This window comes from Streptomyces sp. NPDC048192 (assembly GCF_043202415.1).
Taxonomy (GTDB): domain Bacteria; phylum Actinomycetota; class Actinomycetes; order Streptomycetales; family Streptomycetaceae; genus Streptomyces.
Genome location: NZ_JBIDAL010000003.1, coordinates 475,719 through 493,273, shown reverse-complemented (window position 1 = coordinate 493,273; position 17,555 = coordinate 475,719). Strand labels below are relative to the sequence as shown.

Here is a 17,555-nt window from a genome sequence, read left to right as displayed (position 1 = left end):
TCGCCGACCCCGGGACGCGGGTCACTGGTCCGAGGCCCCCTCCTGTGGGGTGGTGCCAGGTACACCACCGGCCGCGGCCAGCAGCTTCGCCTCCGCCTCCGGACCGATGCCCAGGGCCGTGCGGTCCGGCCGCACCGGCGCCGTGCCGCCGACCTCCGTGAGCCAGCGCCAGGTGTCCGCGACGGTCTCCCGGGGCGGCCGGCACACCAGGCCGCTGGCCAGCGCCCGGGAGACGTCGGTGCGGTGCACGCACGCGTACAGCTCGCTGTCCGGCGGCACCCACACCGGCATGCCGGTCCACGGCTCGACCCCGGCGGCCAGGACGGCCTCCGGATCGACCCAGCGCAGTTCGGCGCCGGAACCGGTGACCCGGACGCACGCGTCGAGCAGCTCCCCCATGGTGCTGTGGCCCGGCGGCCCGATCAGGTCGTACGGGCCGCCGAGGCCCTGTTCCAGCGCGCCGAGGAGCCAGCCGGCCAGGTCGCGGGCGTCGATGAACTGCACCGGCAGCTCGCGCGGTCCGGGGGCCGGCACCGGGCCGCCGCGGGCGATCCGGGTCAGCCACCAGGGCAGCCGGCCCACGTTCTCGTGCGGGCCGAGGATCAGCCCGGCCCGCACCAGCAGCGAGTCCGCCGCGCCGAACGCCTCGACGGCGGCCAGTTCGCCGCCCCGCTTGTCGGCGGCATAGTCGGTCGGCCCGGCGTCGGCGGCGCCCTCGACCAGCGCCCCGGCGTCGTCGGGCCCGTCCAGCGAGGGCCAGGGCCAGGCGTACACCGACCGGCTGGAGACGTACGCGTACCGCCCGGCACGGCCGCGCAGCAGCCGTGCGGCGGCGAGCACGGCCCGCGGCTCGGCCGACCAGGTGTCGATCACCGCGTCCCAGGAGCCCGCGTCGGCGGCCAGCGCGGCGAGGCCGTCCGGGGCGGTGCGGTCGCCGTGCAACGACCGCACCCCGGGCGGGGACGGGTGCCGCCCCCGGTGGAAGACGGTCACCTCCCAGCCCCGCCCCAGCGCGGCCTCGACGACGGCCCGCCCCACGAATTCCGTACCGCCCAGCACCAGAAGTCTCATGCCGGGCATCGTGCCCGCTCCGGGCGCGCTGCGGTACGGGACTCTGCCGAGGGCAGAGCGCCGGGCCGGTCAGCGGCCGGTCGGCGGGGTGTACTTGTAGCCGACCCGGCGCACCGTCTGGATCGTCTGGCGGTGCTCGGCGCCCAGCTTGCGGCGCAGCCGGGCGATGTGCACGTCGACGGTGCGGCCGTCGCCGACATGGCCGTACCCCCACACCGTGGTGACCAGCTGGTCGCGGGTGTGCACCCGGTGCGGATGCGCCACCAGATGCGCCAGCAGCTCGAACTCCAGGTAGGTGAGGTCGAGTTCACGGCCGTCGACACTGGCGGTGCGGCGCACGGGGTCGATCCGCACCAGCGGCTCGGGACCCGTGGCGGGCGCCTGCTCCGGCCGGTCCCCCTGGTCCGGCACCGCGACCGGCAGGAACGGGGGCCGCTGGTCGGCCGGGACCAGCACCAGGTAGCCGACCATCGGCGGCTGTCCGGGCAGGGCCGGCAGGGTGTGCTGCGGCGCGGGCAGCCAGGTGGCACCCGGCGGCAGCAGGTCCGCGACGTCGACCACCTCGTCCCGGTCGACGGCGCGCAGCCGGTGCCGGGCGGGGGCGGCGAGAGTGGAGGCGGAGGCGGAGGAGAGAGAACGAGTGGTCGCCATGAGAGGTCAGCTCTTTCGCGCGAGAGGTTCGCCGGTGGGAGCGACGGCCGCGATTCGTGGTCGGGCGCGCCGGAGGACGTACGTCGTTCGCGCTGGCCGAAGGCCGGGGGGTTACACGGCTTTAGAGGGCCCGCGCGTTCACCGCGCGGCAACACACCCGGTCGAAGTCGTGGTGCTGACGGGAAGGCCAGAAGGGCTCGAGGTCATGGCGACCCGTCGCGGTGGTCTTCTGGAAGCTGGCCATGGGCCCATTGAAGCAGACACCGCCCCCGGACAGGACCCCTGTGCGAGATGTCGTCTCGGCATCCGGACGAGGCCGGCCGGTGGCATGCGTGAGGGGCGCCCGCCGTCACGGCGGGCGCCCCTCACGGAAGCGGGACGGATCAGACCTGGCCGGCCTTCTCCAGCGCGGTGCAGCAGGTGTCCACCAGCAGGCGGGTCACCACGTACGGGTCGACGTTGGCGTTCGGGCGGCGGTCCTCGATGTAGCCCTTGCCGTCCTTCTCGACCTGCCACGGGATGCGCACCGAGGCGCCGCGGTCGGAGACGCCGTAGGAGTACTTGTCCCACGGGGCGGTCTCGTGCAGGCCGGTCAGGCGCTCGTCGATGCCGGCGCCGTAGTTCTTGACGTGGTCCAGCGGCTTGGAGCCCTCGCCGAGCGACTCGCATGCGGTGATGATCGCGTCGTAGCCCTCGCGCATGGCCTTGGTGGAGAAGTTGGTGTGCGCGCCCGCGCCGTTCCAGTCGCCCTTGACCGGCTTGGGGTCCAGGGTCGCCGAGACGCCGAAGTCCTCGGCGGTGCGGTACAGCAGCCAGCGGGCCACCCACAGCTGGTCGGAGACCTCCAGCGGGGCGAGCGGGCCGACCTGGAACTCCCACTGGCCCGGCATGACCTCGGCGTTGATGCCGGAGATGCCGAGACCGGCCTTCAGGCAGTTGTCCAGGTGGGCCTCGACGATCTCGCGGCCGAAGATCTCGTCGGCGCCGACGCCGCAGTAGTAGCCGCCCTGGGGGGCCGGGAAGCCGCCCTCGGGGAAGCCCAGCGGGCGGGCGCCGTCGAAGAAGGTGTACTCCTGCTCGATGCCGAAGATCGGCTCCTGGGCGGCGAACCGCCCGGCGACCTCGGCCAGCGCGGCCCGCGTGTTGGACGGGTGCGGGGTGAGGTCGGTGTCCAGGACCTCGCACAGCACCAGGACGTCGTCGCCGCCGCGGATCGGGTCGGGGCAGGTGAAGACCGGCTTGAGCACGCAGTCCGAGGAGTGGCCCTCGGCCTGGTTGGTGGAGGAGCCGTCGAAGCCCCAGAGAGGCAGCGACTCCAGGCCGGCGAAGGCACCCGTGATGATCTTCGTCTTGGAACGGAGCTTCGCCGTCGGGGCGGTGCCGTCGATCCAGATGTACTCGGCCTTGAAGGTCACGGGGCCACTTCCTTCGGGGGTGGTCGGGCGCACTCGGTGCGGGTGCTGCGGGGTGCTGCGGCGCTACGGCACCGGGGCGCCGCGTCGATCTGCCGGGCAGCTTGTCAACGGGCGGTTTCCCGTCCATTGCTCGTGTGTGAACCCCGTGTTACCTGGCCGTTCTGTGTCCCGGCTCACCTTGTGAGGCGCCGGCGGGCGGGCTATGGGCGCCGTCGGCCGCGGCCCGGCGCACCCCGTCGAGGAAGTCCCGGATCGCGGCCCGCTGGTGGTCGTCGTAGCCGCGCAGCAACTGCGCGGAGCGCTCGATGAGCGGCCCGAAGAACGCCCAGCCGAGGTCCACGGCGGCTTCCTCCAGCGCCACGACGACCTTCCGCCGGTCCTGTGCGCCGCGCTCCCTTCGCACATGCCCGGCCCGCTCCAGCCGGTCGAGCAGGGCCGTCGTACCGGCCGAGTTGAGCCCGAGCAGCGCCCCGAGCCGCCCCGCGGTCAGCTCCTCACCGGCCCGCCGGGCGTCCATGAGCGCGATCAGGGCCCGTACGTCCGTGGGGTGCATGCCGTTCGCCTGTGCGAACCGGGCGCTGTGCAGGCCGAGTTCGACGGCGGTGGCACGCAGGAGGTGGACGATCTCCATCTCGGACTGCACGCGGGGCCTCCGAAGTTATTATCTCGCCGAGCGAATGTCTCGCTGAACGAGATAATAGGGGGCGGTGCCGTGACCGGACACGACAGCCGGGTCTTCCGGGTCGCATACGACAAGGTCCTGGCGAAATGGCCTGCCGAGCGGCAGGCGCTGACGGTCGCCACCCCCTTCGGCGACACCCGCGTCAACACCTGCGGCCCCCGCGACGCGCCCCCGCTGGTCCTGCTCCCGGGCGGCGGCGGAGCCACCTCCGTCTCCTGGTACGCCCAGGTCGCGGAACTGGCCCGGACCCGCCGGGTGCACGCGGTCGACGTGATCGGCGCGCCCGGCCTGAGCGTCCCGGCCGGCGACCGCCACCCCCGTACGGTCGCCGACCTGACGCTCTGGCTGGACGCGGTCCTGGACGGCCTGGGCGCCGCCTCGGCCGACCTGGGCGGCCACTCGTACGGCGGCTGGATCGCCCTGCACCACGCCCTGCGCGCCCCCGCCCGGACACGCCGCCTGTTCCTCCTGGACCCGACCCAGTGCTTCGCCGGGTTCAAGGCGGCGTATCTGCTGCGCGCCCTGCCGATGCTGGCGCGGCCCACGCCCCGCCGGGTCCGCGCCTTCCTGGAGTGGGAGACCTCGGGAGCACCCCTGGACCCGGACTGGCTCGCACTCCAGGAGGCTGCCGCCGGCTTCCCGGCCGCGAAGCCGGTGACCGGCCCGCGCCCGGCGCCGGACGCACTGCGGACCCTGGACGCGCGGGTCCTGCTGCTCGTGGCCGCGAACAGCAGGACTCACGACGCCCGCGAGGTGGCGGACCGGGCACAGGCGCTGCTGCCGCACGTGGAGACGGCCGTGCTGCCGGACGTCTCCCACCACGCGCTGCCGCACGCGGCCCCCGAGGCCCTGGCCCGCCGCCTCACCGGTTTCCTGACCGGACCCTGAGCCTCACCCCACCTTCTCGATCCGGGCGTGCCGGATGAGGAACTTGCCGGGTTCCCTGACCTGTTCGAAGGCCGCGTTGTTGAGCAGCACGCAACTGCCCGAGACGGAGGTGACCTTCACCGTCGTGGACTTGTTGTTGTCCAGGTTGGTGACCTTCAGGGTCGTACCGGCCGGGAACTGGTTGCTGGAGGCGGCCGGGGCGCCGGCCTCGCCGGAGAGGGTGACGGTGGAGCCCTGGCACACCTGCTGTCCGGAGGCGGCGGCACCGCCGCCGCTGCCCCCCGCCGGGGCGGACTGCGAGGGCGCGGCGCTCTGCTGCCCGGAACCCTGCTGGCCCGCGCCCTGCTGCCCGGCACCTTGCTGGCCGGATCCCTGCTGTCCGGCGCCCTGCTGCCCGGTCTGGGAGCCCTGAGCCGACTCCCCAACCGTGCACCCGGCCGCCTTCTGCTGGACCTCGATCTGCTTGATGACCGCCTCGCGGTTGGCGATCCGCGCCGCCGACTGGGCGTCCGGATGGGCCTTCTGGTCCGCGATGAACCGGTCGTTGTTGCCGTGGGCCGTGGCGAGCCCCTGGCACACCGTCGAGTCCGCGGCGGACAGCGTCTTCGCGCCCTGCGCGGGCTGGGCCGCGTTGGACGTCGTGGCCAGTGCGAAGGCCCCGCCGCCCGCCACCGCCGCGGCACTGACGAGCAGCGCGATCTTCTTCTTGGTACTGAGGGTGCGCCTACGCGACATGCGCGCCTCCTGGAGAGGTAGGGGAGCGTACGCCGCTATGTACGAGATGCCGAACGAGGTTACTCAGCGGTTGCGTGAGCCCGTGAAGTGGGCTGCGTCACAGCCGAGTTGAGCACCCCTCAGCTCTTGTCGCGGGACAGGGCCTCGCGCACCGCGTCCTCGGAGCGGGCCACCAGGGCCGTACCGTCGTCGGCGGTGATGATCGGCCGCTGGATGAGCTTCGGGTGCCGGGCGAGCGCGCTGATCCACCGGTCCCGCGCGGTGGCGTCCCGCGCCCAGTCCTTCAGCCCCAGCTCCTCGGCCTCGGCCTCCTGGGTGCGGGTGATGTCCCACGGCTCCAGGTTCAGCCGGTCGAGCACGGCCCTGATCTCGTCCTCGCTCGGCACGTCCTCGAGATAGCGGCGGACGGTGTACTCGGCGCCCTCGGCGTCGAGAAGGCTGATGGCGCTGCGGCACTTGGAGCAGGCCGGGTTGATCCAGATTTCCATGCCGCACACGGTACTCGCCACCGGCTCTGTTCGATTTTCCGACGCCCCGCCAGCCCCTTCCCGCCCCCCTGTCGCACGTCCCCAATTCCCTTTGCCACCTCGGTGTTTGCCCGAACCTGCGGTCCTGTGATTGTCAGTGCCCGGCGGTAGACTGGATGCAGTGTTCGAGGGCGTCGCCGGACTGTCCGGCGGGGCCCTGACCGCGACAGGAGGATGCCTGTGCCCGCTGCCGCCCTGAAGCCGAAGCCGTCCCGGACCCAGTCCACCGCCCAGCACCCCGTTCTGTTCGACTCGCCGTACGAGCCCGTGATCAAGCGGCCGCTGCCGGCCGGGCGGCCCCGCGAGTGGTATGTGGCGCACAACCGCCGCCTGAAGGCCATGCGCCTCGCCATAGCCCTGCTCGACTCGGGCATCTACCTCCCGGCCCAGGCCCGGGACGACAAGATCCGCAGCACGGCGGAGGAGATCGGCATGCGCCCGCCCTCCGACACCACCTGCCGCATGGTCCGGGCGTTCATGCGCTACAGCCGCTGAGACGGACCGACGACACCGGGTGCCCTCCCCGCCGGCGGGGCACCCGGCACGCTCTCGCGCCCCGAAGGGACTCCAGCGGCTCCGGTTCGGCCGAGGGGGCCAGCAGCCGGGACACGAACTCCCGCCGGTCCTCCGGGTGGTCGCGGAACCAGAGCCCCAACCGGTGTTCGGTCCGGGGAGTTCGAAGCGGGTGTAGTCGGCCCGCGTCGACAGTGCCTCCTGTACGGCCGCGGTCACCGCCGGCGGGATCACCGCATCGGTGCCCGGCACCACCAGCACCGCCCGGCCCCCGTACGCCCGGTACGCCTCCAGCGCGGACGAGGCCCGCCAGCTGTCCGGGGTGCGGAGGGTCCCGGTGAACCGCCCCTGGCCGTTTCCGAACGGCACCTCCCAGGCGTCGGGGGAGTAGACGGCGGGGGAGCACAGGCCGACGGCGGCCACCCGGGACCCGTAGTGCCGCAGCAGATCGGCGACCGTCTGCCCTCCCCACTCTGAGCTTCGCTCGGGCGCGGGACCTCCACCAGTGAAGCCGGCCCGGCGAACTCGCCGAGCAGCGGCAGGAGGCGGTCCTTGCTGCCCTTGCCCGCACCGTGCAGCAGCACCGCCGTGGCCCTGCCGGGCGCGCCGCTGTGCACGCCGCTGAGCCGTTCGCCGCCGAAGTCATGGGTGAAGTGCGCGAGTTTGCTCATGGTGCCATTCACTGACGGCGGGCTCCGCCGAGCGGAAAACCGGATGCGGGTGTCGTGCCGGCCTCCCTACGCTGAACAAACGGCACGAAGCCGACACACCTCACCCCCGCCGCACTCACCCCCAACGGAGGTCCGTCATGCGTGGCATCGTCGCGTCCGGGACCGTCGTCCTGGTGATCCTCGGTACCGGAAACCATCTGTGGTGGCTCGCCGCCGTCGCGCTGCTGTATCTGTACACGACGCACGGACGCGGTTCCCCCGGCACGCCACCGGCCGGCCCGGGCAGCCCGCCCCTGCCGGACAGCTACCGCGCCTACCGCGAGCGCCGGGACCGGCAGGCGAAGTGGGAGCGCCGCTACCGCCGCGAGCGGCCCTTCGAGGCCCGCCGGCAGGCACGGGAGAAGAGCGGGTGAGCCACGGCGTCCCCGGTCACAGACCGGGGGCGCCCCACACCGGGAACCAGCGGCCCAGGTCCTGCTCGATCCGCAGATCGTTCGCGAGGGTCGCCTTCATCTGGAGCTCCAGCGGGTTGTCCCGCCGCTCGGCGGCGCCGGGCAGCGGCGCGAAGGGGTAGAAGGTGCCCCGCTTGTAGAGGTAGACGAGCGCCAGCCGGCGGCCGCCGTCGTCCGTGAAGGCGGCCAGCGAGCACAGCAGCTGCGGGCCGAAGCCGTTGACCTCCATCGCGCTGTTCACCGCGTGCAGGTCGTTGACCAGCTCCGGCAGCTGTTCGGGGCTGCGCTCGGACACCAGCCAGGAGTAGCCGTAGTCGTCCCGCCGCAGCTCCACCGGCGGGCCGGAGCGCTCGGTGTCCGCGTCCAGCAGCGCCTGCACCTCCCGGTGGGTCTGCTCGAAGGCCGCGCCCTCCACGGTGGCGAAGCACACCGCGCCGGTCCCGGTCGGCCGGAAACCGGCCGCGGCCTCGAGGGTCACGGCCGCCGAGGGCAGCGCGAAGAGCTGGTCGAGATCGGGCGCGACCGGTTTCGTACGGCCCAGCAGGATATCCAGCAGCCCCAAGTCTCAGCCCGCCTTTCCCGGTGCGATGTGCCCGGCTGTCATCCGGTCGGTCCCGCCTTCTCCGGTGCGATGTGCCCGGCTTTCGCCGGTGCGGATGGCTCGGGTGTCTTCCCGGCCGGTCCGGTCTTCGCCGGCGCGGGTGTGTTGGGGTGCCATCCGGCCGGTCCCGCCCTTCCCGGTGCGGATTGCCCAGACCTCGTCCCGGCCGGTCCGGTCTTTCCCGGTGCGGATTGCCCAGACCTCGTCCCGGCCGGTCCCGTCTCCCCCAGTGCGGATGGCTCGGCCGTCGTCCGGTCGGTCCCGCCCTTCCCGGTGCGGATTGCTCGGGTGTCTTCCCGGTCGACCGTCTTCCCCGCCGCGACGTGCCCGCGCGCCGTCCGGCATGCGCTCAGCCCGCCTTCCCGGGTGCGGTTGCCTCGCCCAGTTCCGCCGAGATGCGGGCGAGCTGCTCCAGTCGCTGTTCCAGGCTCGGGTGGGTGGAGAAGAACCGCTCGATGCCGGGTTCCTTGCCGGCCGCGGGGGTGAAGTAGAAGGCGTTGAAGGCCTGGGCGGTGCGCAGGTCCTTGGTCGGGATCCGGGCGATGTCCCCGGTGACCTTGGTGAGCGCCGAGGCGAGCGCCGACGGGCGGCCGGTGAGATGCGCGGCCGCGCGGTCCGCCGCCAGCTCCCGGTACCGGGACAGCGCCCGGATCAGCAGGAAGCTGAGCGCGTACACGGCGGCGGAGACGCCCATGATCATGGCGAAGAGGGCGGCGGTGTTCTGGTCCCGGCGGCCCCCGCCGAAGATCTGCGAGTAGAAGGCGAACCGCACGATCAGGCCCGCCAGCACACCGAGGAAGGACGCGATCGTGATCACGGCGACGTCCTTGTGCGCCACGTGCGACAGCTCGTGCGCCAGCACGCCCTCCAGCTCACCCCGCTCCAGCCGCCGTAGCAGCCCGGTGGTCACACAGACCACGGCGTGGTCGGGGTTCCGGCCGGTCGCGAACGCGTTGGGCATGTCCATGTTGGACACGGCGACCACCGGCTTGGGCATGTCGGCGAGTCCGCACAGCCGGTCGATCACCGCGTGCAGCTCGGGATACTCCTCGCGCTCCACGACCCGGCCGTGCATCGCGAACATGGCGATCCGGTCGGAGAACCAGAACTGCGCCACGAACATCGCGCCGATCACCACGACGACCAGCACCCACGACCTCAGCAGCGTGATCAGCGCGGCGATGAAGGCGACGTAGAGCAGACCGAGCAGGAACATGGTCAGCCCCATGCGCACGGTCAGCCGTCGGTCGCTCCGGAAGCGGCTCTGCATCTTGCATCACCCCGCAGTCAGGCACTCGTCCCGCTGTCCAGTGTGCACCCGCCGACTCCCATGAACAGGTCCGGAACGGACCTAGGAGCAGCAAAACGTGCCTGTGAGTCCGCCGCCGGTCGCGGAGGGTCCCCGCCCCCCTAGCGCGACACGCCGAACTGGAGCAGCCCGATCAGCACCATGACCGCGATCACGGCGCCGACGACCACGCCGGTCGAGGCCCACGACGCCCGGCGCGGCGCCGGGGCGGGATCGGCGCGGAAGGGGGCCGGGTCCGGCGGGGTGTCCTTCCAGCGCGCGGCGAGCATCCGGGCCCGGGCCGAGGGCTCCTTGTGCTCGGCGGAATTCGCCCAGCGGTGATCGAATTCGCGCTCCCAGTCGTCCTGTTCCGTCATCCCCGTTCAACCTCTCTCGTCCGGCAGGGTCGGGAGGATGATCCCCCGGAAGTAGGAAGTCCGGGAAGCGGGAAAAAGTTCCCCCGCCCGGTGCTCGTCCGCGTGCGCGGCCGGCGCCGTCCGGGCCGGGCACGCCGAAGGCCCCCCGGCCGGAGCCGAGGGGCCTTTCAGGTGGCGTCTGTCACACGTCGAAGTACAGCTCGAACTCGTGCGGGTGCGGACGCAGCTGGAGCGGCGCGATCTCGTTGGTGCGCTTGAAGTCGACCCACGTCTCGATCAGGTCGGACGTGAACACGTCGCCCTGGAGGAGGAACTCGTGGTCGGCCTCGAGGGCGTCGAGGACGGCGCCGAGGGAGGTCGGGACCTGGGCGACGTTCGCGTGCTCCTCCGGAGCCAGCTCGTACAGGTCCTTGTCGATCGGCTCGGCCGGCTCGATCTTGTTCTTGATGCCGTCCAGGCCCGCCAGCAGCAGGGCGGAGAAGGCCAGGTAGGGGTTGCCGGAGGAGTCCGGGGCGCGGAACTCCACGCGCTTGGCCTTCGGGTTGGAGCCCGTGATCGGGATGCGCATGGCCGCGGAGCGGTTGCGCTGCGAGTAGACGAGGTTGATCGGGGCCTCGAAGCCGGGGACCAGGCGGTGGTAGGAGTTCACCGTCGGGTTGGTGAAGGCCAGCAGCGACGGGGCGTGCTTGAGGATGCCGCCGATGTAGTAGCGGGCGGTGTCCGACAGGCCCGCGTAGCCGGCCTCGTCGTAGAACAGCGGGTCGCCGTTCGCCCACAGCGACTGGTGGACGTGCATGCCCGAGCCGTTGTCACCGAAGATCGGCTTCGGCATGAAGGTCGCCGTCTTGCCGTTGCGCCAGGCGACGTTCTTCACGATGTACTTGAACAGCTGCAGGTCGTCGGCGGCGGCGAGCAGCGTGTTGAACTTGTAGTTGATCTCCGCCTGGCCGGCGGTGCCCACCTCGTGGTGCTGGCGCTCGACCTTCAGGCCGGCCTTCTCCAGTTCCAGGGAGATCTCGGCGCGCAGGTCGGCGAAGTGGTCGACCGGCGGGACCGGGAAGTAGCCGCCCTTGTAGCGGACCTTGTAACCGCGGTTGTCCTCCAGCGCACCGGTGTTCCAGGCGCCCGCCTCGGAGTCGATGTGGTAGAAGGACTCGTTCGCGGACGTGGCGAAACGCACGCTGTCGAAGACGTAGAACTCGGCCTCGGGGCCGAAGTACGCGGTGTCCGCGATACCGGTGGACGCGAGGTAGGCCTCGGCCTTCTTCGCCACGTTGCGCGGGTCACGGGAGTACTGCTCGCCGGTGATCGGGTCGTGGATGAAGAAGTTGATGTTGAGGGTCTTGTCCCGGCGGAACGGGTCCACACGGGCGGTGGACAGGTCGGCGCGCAGGGCCATGTCGGACTCGTGGATCGCCTGGAAACCACGGATCGACGATCCGTCGAAGGCGAGCTCCTCGTCCGGGTCGAACGCCTCAACGGGCACCGTGAAGTGCTGCATGACGCCCGGCAGGTCGCAGAAGCGGACGTCGATGAACTTGACGTCCTCGTCCGCGATGAACTTCTTGGCCTCGTCGGCGTTCTGGAACATCCAGCTCCTCCTACTCCCGACCGTCCTCGCCGGGGTGGTAGATCGTTCGTGCGGCCAGTGCGGTGGCACACGCTGGCCTCGACCCTAGGGACGGGTGATTTCTCGGGCGTGACCCATTTGTTTCGCAGAAGTTAACCGGCCACGTGTCCACGGTAGCCCCGACACACCCCTCGGCACAGTGCGGGAAACCGGGCGCAGTACCGTTGACGGGTGGACAACAGGCAAGCACTCGGATCGTGGCTCTCCGGGCCCCGCGCGGCCATGGAAGAGGCCGGTGCGGACTTCGGCTACCGGGGTGAGCGGCTCGGCCTCCCGCAGGACGGGGCGAACTCCGTCGCGGGCCCGGGGCGGCGGCTCGGTGCGCTCGCCGTGGACTGGGCGCTGAGCGTCCTGATCGCATACGGCCTGATCACGAACGGCTACCGGGTGCCCGCGACGAGCAACTGGGCGCTCGGCGTCTTCTTCGTCATGAGCGTCCTGACCGTCGGCACGATCGGCTTCACCCCGGGCAAGCGGCTCTTCGGCGTCCGGGTGGTCGCCCTGGAGACCGGCACGGTGCAGCCGCTGCGGTCGCTGCTGCGCACGGTCCTGCTGTGCCTCGCGGTCCCCGCGCTGATCTGGGACCGGGACGGCCGCGGGCTGCACGACCGGCTGGCGAGGACCGTGGAGGTCCGTGTCTGACCGGTCACCGGTCGTGGCCCGTATGCCCCCATCCGGTTGCCCGGTCACACCGTCGGCGGCATGGTCGCCGTATGACCGATGCTCAGGATGTGATGGCGGCCGAGGTGACACCCGAGGAGTTCCGGGACGCCATGGCGCGCTTTCCGTCGGGCGTGGTGGTGGTGACCGCCCGCTGCGAGGACGGTACTCCGCGGGGCTTCACGGCCAGCTCCTTCTGCTCCGTCTCGCTGGACCCGCCCCTGGTCCTGGTGTGCCTGGCGGACGCGGCCGACTCGGCGGCGGTCTTCGCGCGCTGCGACCACTTCGCGGTGAGCGTGCTGGCGCCGGAGCACGAGCCGCTGGCCCTGCTGTTCGCCACCAAGGGCGCGGACAAGTTCTCCGACGCCCGGCTTCAGCCGAGCCCCTTCGGCCTGCCGGCGGTGCGGCAGGCGCCCGTACAGCTGGACTGCGCCGTACACGCGCGTTACCCGGCCGGGGATCACACGATCCTGATCGGCCGGGTAACGGGAGTACGGCTGGGCGAGGGGTCGCCGATGGTGTACTGCGGGCGGGAGTTCCGAAGCCTGAACTGACAGGCCGGGACCGGAGGGCTCAGCGGCCCTTCGGCATCCGCATGCCCTTGGGCATCGGGCCCTTCGGCAGCGGCATGTTGCTCATCAGGTCGCCCAGGGCCCGCAACCGGTCGTTGGTGGCCGTCACCTGGGGACCGGTGAGCACGCGCGGGAACTTCAGCAGGGTGGTGCGCAGCTTCTTCAGCTCGACCTGGCCCTCGCCGTTGCCGACGATCACGTCGTGCACCGGCACGTCCGCCACGATGCGGTTCATCTTCTTCTTCTCGGCGGCCAGCAGGCTCTTGACCCGGTTCGGGTTGCCCTCGGCGACCAGCACGATGCCGGCCTTGCCGACCGCCCGGTGCACCACGTCCTGGCTGCGGTTCATCGCCACCGCCGGAGTCGTCGTCCAGCCCCGGCCGATGTTGTCGAGCACGGCCGCCGCTGCGCCCGGCTGGCCCTCCATCTGGCCGAACGCGGCACGCTCGGCCCGGCGGCCGAACACGATCGCCGTCGCCAGCAGAGCGATCAGCAGGCCGAAGATCCCCAGGTAGACCGGGTGTCCGAGCAAGAAGCCGATCACCAGGAAGACAGCGAGGGTGCCGAGACCGACGGCCCCGAGTACAAGGCCGATCTTCTTGTCGACCTTGCTGGTCATCTTGTAGGTGAGAGCGATCTGCTTCAGTCGCCCCGCGTTCGCGGCGTCCGCCGCGGTTTCCTTCCTCGCCATGTCAGGAAGTCTACGTGGCCCCGGGAGTGCGGACGACGGCAGTGCCCCGGACGATCCGGGTCAGGAGCGGCCGGCGGCCTGGTCCAGGAAGCGCTGGGCCTCGACGCGGTCCTTGGCCCGGCGGCGGTCCTCCAGCACGGAGGTCCACGCGTTGCGCCGGGCCGTGCGCTGACCGCCGCTCATGAGCAGGGACTCGACGGCGCGGAGAGCATCGGTGAAGGACGGGATGGCGGTGGCGCGTACGGGCGCGGCCTGCATGATCGAGGTCCCCCCTCGGAGCGGATGGTGTACGAGGCGTGATACCAGAGTCACTGATTGGTGTTACCAGGGCGTGTCCGACCGGTCAAACGCCCATGAAGCCCCGATGGGCGGCACTGAAACGCCGACGCGGCCCCGGCGCCCGCCCTCATCAGCGAGGACGGCCGGGACCGCGTGGACTCGGCCATTACTGGCCAGTAGGAACTTGTGCGCGAATTCACACGCGCGGCTCACACCGCCCGGGTGGCGATGCTCACACCGCCTGGCCGGCGACGAAGGAGCCGCCCCGCTGCGGAGCAGCCGATCGGCGCTGTTCCACGGCCATCCGGTACAGGCGCCCGGCCCGGTACGAGGACCGCACCAGCGGGCCCGACATCACACCGGAGAAGCCGATCTGCTCGGCCTCCTCCTTCAGCTCCACGAACTCCTGCGGCTTCACCCAGCGCTCGACGGGGTGGTGCCGCACGGAGGGACGCAGGTACTGGGTGATGGTGACCAGCTCGCAGCCGGCGTCGTGCAGCTGCCTGAGCGCCTCGCTGACCTCCTCGCGGGTCTCGCCCATGCCGAGGATCAGGTTGGACTTGGTCACCAGGCCGTAGTCGCGGGCCGCGGTGATGACCTTCAGGGAGCGCTCGTAGCGGAAGCCGGGGCGGATGCGCTTGAAGATCCGCGGCACGGTCTCGACGTTGTGCGCGAAGACCTCGGGACGGGAGGAGAAGACCTCTTCGAGCTGCTCGGGGACCGCGTTGAAGTCCGGGGCCAGCAGCTCGACCTTGGTACGGCCGCCCTCCCGGTCCGCCGTCTGCGCGTGGATCTGGCGCACGGTCTCGGCGTACAGCCAGGCGCCGCCGTCCTGAAGGTCGTCGCGGGCGACGCCGGTGATGGTGGCGTAGTTCAGGTCCATGGTGACCACGGACTCGCCGACGCGGCGCGGCTCGTCGCGGTCCAGCGCCTCGGGCTTGCCGGTGTCGATCTGGCAGAAGTCGCAGCGCCGGGTGCACTGGTCGCCGCCGATGAGGAAGGTCGCCTCGCGGTCCTCCCAGCACTCGTAGATGTTCGGGCAGCCGGCTTCCTGGCAGACCGTGTGCAGGCCCTCGCTCTTCACGAGGTTCTGCATCTTCGTGTACTCGGGGCCCATTTTCGCCCGGGTCTTGATCCACTCGGGCTTGCGCTCGATGGGGGTCTGGCTGTTGCGGACCTCCAGGCGCAGCATCTTGCGTCCGTCGGGTGCGACTGCGGACACGACCGGCTCCCTAAGCTTTGATTCTTCGGCGTACACCAGGGTACGCCCGTGTTCCTTGCGCCCTGCCGGGGAGATCAACCCCGCGGTCGCAGGGCGCATTCCCCCGGCGCGGGGCGGCTCAGGCGGACGCCTTCTCGATCACACGGGGCTTGAGCTCCGCGTTCTCCAGGACGTCCTTCAGGTGCCTCTCCACGACCGGCAGCACCTCGGCGATCGTGACGTCCCGGCCCAGCTCGCCCGCGAGGGAGGCGACGCCCGCGTCGCGGATGCCGCACGGGATGATCCTGTCGAACCACTTGTTGTCCGGGTTCACGTTGAGCGCGAAGCCGTGCATGGTGACGCCCTTCGCGACCCGGATGCCGATCGCGGCGATCTTGCGGTCCTCGCGCCGCTGGCCCGCGTTGGAGGGGGCGTACTCGGGGCCGTTGAGCCGGGGGTCGAACTCCGGGTCGCTCATCCGCGGGTCGAAGTCCAGCGACAGCCCGCGGAGCGCCGGCCGCTGCTCGACCGGGTCACCGAGCACCCACACCCCGCTGCGGCCCTCGACCCGGGTGGTCTCGAGGCCGAACTCCGCGCAGGTGCGGATCAGCGCCTCCTCCAGCCGCCGCACGTGCGCGACCACGTCCACCGGGCGGGGGAGCTTCTGGATCGGGTAGCCCACCAGCTGGCCCGGTCCGTGCCAGGTGATCTTGCCGCCGCGGTCCACGTCGATCACGGGGGTGCCGTCCAGCGGGCGCTCGCTGTCCTCGGTACGCCGCCCGGCGGTGTACACCGGGGGGTGCTCCAGCAGCAGCACGGTGTCCGGGACCTCGTCGGCGAACCGCGCCGCGTGCACCCGGCGCTGCTCGTCCCAGGCCTCCTGGTAATCGACGGCATCCGCACCGAACCCCATGCGGACGAACCGCAACTCACTCACGGCAAGCGCCTCCCTCAGCGACCGGTGTGTCAGGCACGTAAAGCGCCCACGCCACTGTACGTCCGTCCGCTGTACGTCAGCCCTGCGGGCGTTTCTCACACGATCGGATGAATGCCTGGCGGAATGTGCGATCGCCTGCTCACTCTCCGCTACATTCGCGCCGTTCATGAGGCCATAAGGGCTGCTCAACGGCAAACCGGGCACGTCGTCGGGCCCGGAAGGCAGGAGACCGCACCGCAGATGACGGACCGACCCGCGCAGCGCACCCCCAACCGCCAGCTCGCCGCGCTCATCGCAGAAGCGGGGTTCTCCAACGCGGGTCTGGCCCGTCGCGTCGACCAGCTCGGCCTGGAACACGGGCTGGACCTGAGATACGACAAGACCTCGGTCACCCGCTGGCTGCGCGGACAGCAGCCCCGGGGCACCACTCCGGCCCTGATCGCCGAGGTCTTCACGCGCCGGCTCGGGCGCCGGCTGACGGCCCAGGACCTGGGCCTCGACGCGTGCGCGCCGGTGTACGCCGGGCTGGAGTTCGCGGCCACCCCGGAGGAGGCCGTCGACATCGTCAGCGGGCTGTGGCGCAAGGACTCCGGCAGCCACGCCGAGCTGCGCAAGATCGCCTTCACCCCGGCCGGGCTGGTGGTGCCCAGCCGGGACTGGCTGATCGGCAAGGCCGACGACAAGGTCGCCCGGGAACCGGCGCCCCGCGTCCCCGCGCAGGGCCGCCCCGCCCCGGCCAGGGCCCAGGGCCGCCCGGCGCTCACCGTCCCGCCCCGGGCGCGCGGGCACGCCGAGCGGGCCCCCGGCCACAAGGTCACCGGCGGCGACATCAGCGCGCTGCGCTCGGTGGGCGAGCTGTTCCGCACGCTCGACGACCGGTACGGCGGCGGCCACGCCCGGCAGGCCCTGGTGCGCTACCTGGAGCACGAGTGCGAGCCGATGCTCCGGGGCTCCTACGACGAGCAGACCGGCCGCAAGCTGTTCGCCGCGGCGGCCGACCTCACCCGGCTCGCCGGCTGGACCTCGTACGACATCGCCGCGCACGGACTCGCCCAGCGCTACTTCGTGCAGGCCCTGCGGCTCGCCCAGGCGGCCGGCGACCGGGCGTACGGCTCCTACGTCCTGGTCACCATGAGCCGCCAGGCCGTCTATCTCGGCCACGGCAGGGAGGCCGTCCAGCTGGCCCGGGTCGCCCAGCAGGGCATGGGCACGGGCGGCCCGCCGGTCGTGCAGGCGCTGCTGCACGCCGCCGAGGCGCGGGCGCACGGCGTGCTCGGCGAGGTGCGGGCGTGCACGGCGGCGCTGGTGCGGGCCGAGCGCGCCCTGGAGGCGGCCCGGCCCGGGGACGAGGTGCCGTACTGGGCCCGGTTCTTCGACGAGGCCCAGCTCGCCGACGAGTTCGGGCACTGCCACCGGGATCTGCAGCAGTACCGGGCGGCCGCCCAGCACGCCGAACGCTCCCTCCAGCTGCGCGCGCCCGCCTACGCCCGCAGCCGGCTGTTCTGCCGCGTCGTCCTCGCCACCGCCCGCCTGGGCCTCGGCGAACTCGACCAGGCGTGCGCGCTGGCCGCGGAGGCCGCGGGCCAGGCCGCGGAGATGCGGAGCGCTCGCGCGGTGGAGTACGTGCGCGACTTCGAGCGCCGCCTGGAGCCGTACCGGGACGCGGCCCCGGTGCGGGGGTACCGGGAGAAGGCGGCGGCGGCGCTGGGGTAGA

Annotated in this window: 21 protein-coding genes; 7 read left to right on the top strand and 14 right to left on the bottom strand. The window is 71.9% G+C overall.

All coding sequences use genetic code 11. The annotated features are described in order from the left end of the window. Positions 1-21: 21 nt before the first annotated feature. The 4 genes from ACGFZN_RS07880 to ACGFZN_RS07865 form a co-directional block, all read right to left on the bottom strand. Positions 22-1,071, bottom strand: coding sequence for an NAD-dependent epimerase/dehydratase family protein (locus ACGFZN_RS07880; protein ID WP_393857596.1), 1,050 nt, complete (start codon positions 1,069-1,071; stop codon positions 22-24). A gap of 69 nt (positions 1,072-1,140) precedes the next feature. Next, on the bottom strand, positions 1,141-1,722 hold the full coding sequence (locus ACGFZN_RS07875; protein ID WP_393857595.1) for a winged helix-turn-helix domain-containing protein: 582 nt from the start codon (positions 1,720-1,722) through the stop codon (positions 1,141-1,143). Between the two features lie 383 nt (positions 1,723-2,105). Further along, the gene (gene glnII, locus ACGFZN_RS07870) at positions 2,106-3,137 is read right to left on the bottom strand and encodes a glutamine synthetase (protein ID WP_393857594.1); all 1,032 of its coding nucleotides are present in this window, start codon (positions 3,135-3,137) and stop codon (positions 2,106-2,108) included. Positions 3,138-3,285: 148 nt separating this feature from the next. Next, positions 3,286-3,768, bottom strand: coding sequence for a MarR family winged helix-turn-helix transcriptional regulator (locus ACGFZN_RS07865; protein WP_393857693.1), 483 nt, complete (start codon positions 3,766-3,768; stop codon positions 3,286-3,288). Between the two features lie 81 nt (positions 3,769-3,849). Here ACGFZN_RS07865 and ACGFZN_RS07860 point away from each other — a divergent pair, with 81 nt between their 5' ends. After that, the gene (locus ACGFZN_RS07860) at positions 3,850-4,707 is read left to right on the top strand and encodes an alpha/beta fold hydrolase (protein WP_393857593.1); all 858 of its coding nucleotides are present in this window, start codon (positions 3,850-3,852) and stop codon (positions 4,705-4,707) included. A 3-nt stretch (positions 4,708-4,710) separates the two neighbouring features. Here ACGFZN_RS07860 and ACGFZN_RS07855 read toward each other — a convergent pair whose 3' ends face one another. After that, positions 4,711-5,442 carry a hypothetical protein gene (locus ACGFZN_RS07855; protein WP_393857592.1) on the bottom strand — a complete coding sequence of 244 codons (732 nt, stop codon included), beginning with the start codon at positions 5,440-5,442 and terminating at the stop codon, positions 4,711-4,713. Between the two features lie 119 nt (positions 5,443-5,561). After that, positions 5,562-5,930 (bottom strand): ArsC/Spx/MgsR family protein, encoded by a 369-nt coding sequence (locus ACGFZN_RS07850; RefSeq protein WP_393857591.1) that lies wholly within the window; start codon positions 5,928-5,930, stop codon positions 5,562-5,564. A gap of 219 nt (positions 5,931-6,149) precedes the next feature. Between ACGFZN_RS07850 and ACGFZN_RS07845 the strand changes: the two genes are divergently transcribed. The 3 genes from ACGFZN_RS07845 to ACGFZN_RS07835 all read left to right on the top strand — a co-directional run bounded on the left by ACGFZN_RS07845 (position 6,150) and on the right by ACGFZN_RS07835 (position 7,566). Then, entirely contained in the window at positions 6,150-6,464 is a 315-nt protein-coding gene (locus tag ACGFZN_RS07845) for a hypothetical protein (protein ID WP_393857590.1), read from the top strand. Positions 6,465-6,723: 259 nt separating this feature from the next. Beyond that, positions 6,724-6,873, top strand: coding sequence for a hypothetical protein (locus ACGFZN_RS07840; protein ID WP_393857589.1), 150 nt, complete (start codon positions 6,724-6,726; stop codon positions 6,871-6,873). A gap of 417 nt (positions 6,874-7,290) precedes the next feature. Further along, on the top strand, positions 7,291-7,566 hold the full coding sequence (locus ACGFZN_RS07835) for a hypothetical protein (RefSeq protein ID WP_393857588.1): 276 nt from the start codon (positions 7,291-7,293) through the stop codon (positions 7,564-7,566). A 16-nt stretch (positions 7,567-7,582) separates the two neighbouring features. Here ACGFZN_RS07835 and ACGFZN_RS07830 read toward each other — a convergent pair whose 3' ends face one another. The 4 genes from ACGFZN_RS07830 to glnA all read right to left on the bottom strand — a co-directional run bounded on the left by ACGFZN_RS07830 (position 7,583) and on the right by glnA (position 11,462). Further along, positions 7,583-8,167: a hypothetical protein gene (locus ACGFZN_RS07830; RefSeq protein ID WP_360143497.1), complete on the bottom strand. Its 585-nt coding sequence runs from the start codon at positions 8,165-8,167 to the stop codon at positions 7,583-7,585. Positions 8,168-8,555: 388 nt separating this feature from the next. Next, on the bottom strand, positions 8,556-9,476 hold the full coding sequence (gene htpX, locus ACGFZN_RS07825) for a zinc metalloprotease HtpX (protein WP_393857587.1): 921 nt from the start codon (positions 9,474-9,476) through the stop codon (positions 8,556-8,558). 140 nt (positions 9,477-9,616) lie between these two features. Continuing rightward, positions 9,617-9,871, bottom strand: a complete 255-nt coding sequence (locus tag ACGFZN_RS07820; protein ID WP_393857586.1) for a hypothetical protein — start codon at positions 9,869-9,871, stop codon at positions 9,617-9,619. Positions 9,872-10,052: 181 nt separating this feature from the next. Further along, on the bottom strand, positions 10,053-11,462 hold the full coding sequence (gene glnA / locus ACGFZN_RS07815) for a type I glutamate--ammonia ligase (protein ID WP_393857585.1): 1,410 nt from the start codon (positions 11,460-11,462) through the stop codon (positions 10,053-10,055). Positions 11,463-11,672: 210 nt separating this feature from the next. Here glnA and ACGFZN_RS07810 point away from each other — a divergent pair, with 210 nt between their 5' ends. Next, positions 11,673-12,143 carry an RDD family protein gene (locus ACGFZN_RS07810; protein WP_393857584.1) on the top strand — a complete coding sequence of 157 codons (471 nt, stop codon included), beginning with the start codon at positions 11,673-11,675 and terminating at the stop codon, positions 12,141-12,143. Positions 12,144-12,214: 71 nt separating this feature from the next. Next, on the top strand, positions 12,215-12,715 hold the full coding sequence (locus ACGFZN_RS07805) for a flavin reductase family protein (RefSeq protein ID WP_393857583.1): 501 nt from the start codon (positions 12,215-12,217) through the stop codon (positions 12,713-12,715). A 19-nt stretch (positions 12,716-12,734) separates the two neighbouring features. Here the strand turns inward: ACGFZN_RS07805 and ACGFZN_RS07800 are convergent, their stop codons facing one another. From ACGFZN_RS07800 to lipB, 4 genes are all read right to left on the bottom strand, one after another. Next, a complete protein-coding gene (locus tag ACGFZN_RS07800; protein WP_360143478.1) occupies positions 12,735-13,424 on the bottom strand; it encodes a DUF4191 domain-containing protein in 690 nt (229 codons plus the stop codon). A 60-nt stretch (positions 13,425-13,484) separates the two neighbouring features. Further along, the gene (locus ACGFZN_RS07795) at positions 13,485-13,682 is read right to left on the bottom strand and encodes a hypothetical protein (RefSeq protein ID WP_393857582.1); all 198 of its coding nucleotides are present in this window, start codon (positions 13,680-13,682) and stop codon (positions 13,485-13,487) included. Between the two features lie 253 nt (positions 13,683-13,935). Further along, positions 13,936-14,925 (bottom strand): lipoyl synthase, encoded by a 990-nt coding sequence (gene lipA / locus ACGFZN_RS07790; RefSeq protein WP_393857581.1) that lies wholly within the window; start codon positions 14,923-14,925, stop codon positions 13,936-13,938. Between the two features lie 118 nt (positions 14,926-15,043). After that, the gene (lipB, locus tag ACGFZN_RS07785) at positions 15,044-15,841 is read right to left on the bottom strand and encodes a lipoyl(octanoyl) transferase LipB (RefSeq protein ID WP_393857580.1); all 798 of its coding nucleotides are present in this window, start codon (positions 15,839-15,841) and stop codon (positions 15,044-15,046) included. Between the two features lie 240 nt (positions 15,842-16,081). Here lipB and ACGFZN_RS07780 point away from each other — a divergent pair, with 240 nt between their 5' ends. Next, on the top strand, positions 16,082-17,554 hold the full coding sequence (locus ACGFZN_RS07780) for a regulator (protein WP_393857579.1): 1,473 nt from the start codon (positions 16,082-16,084) through the stop codon (positions 17,552-17,554). Position 17,555: the final 1 nt, after the last annotated feature.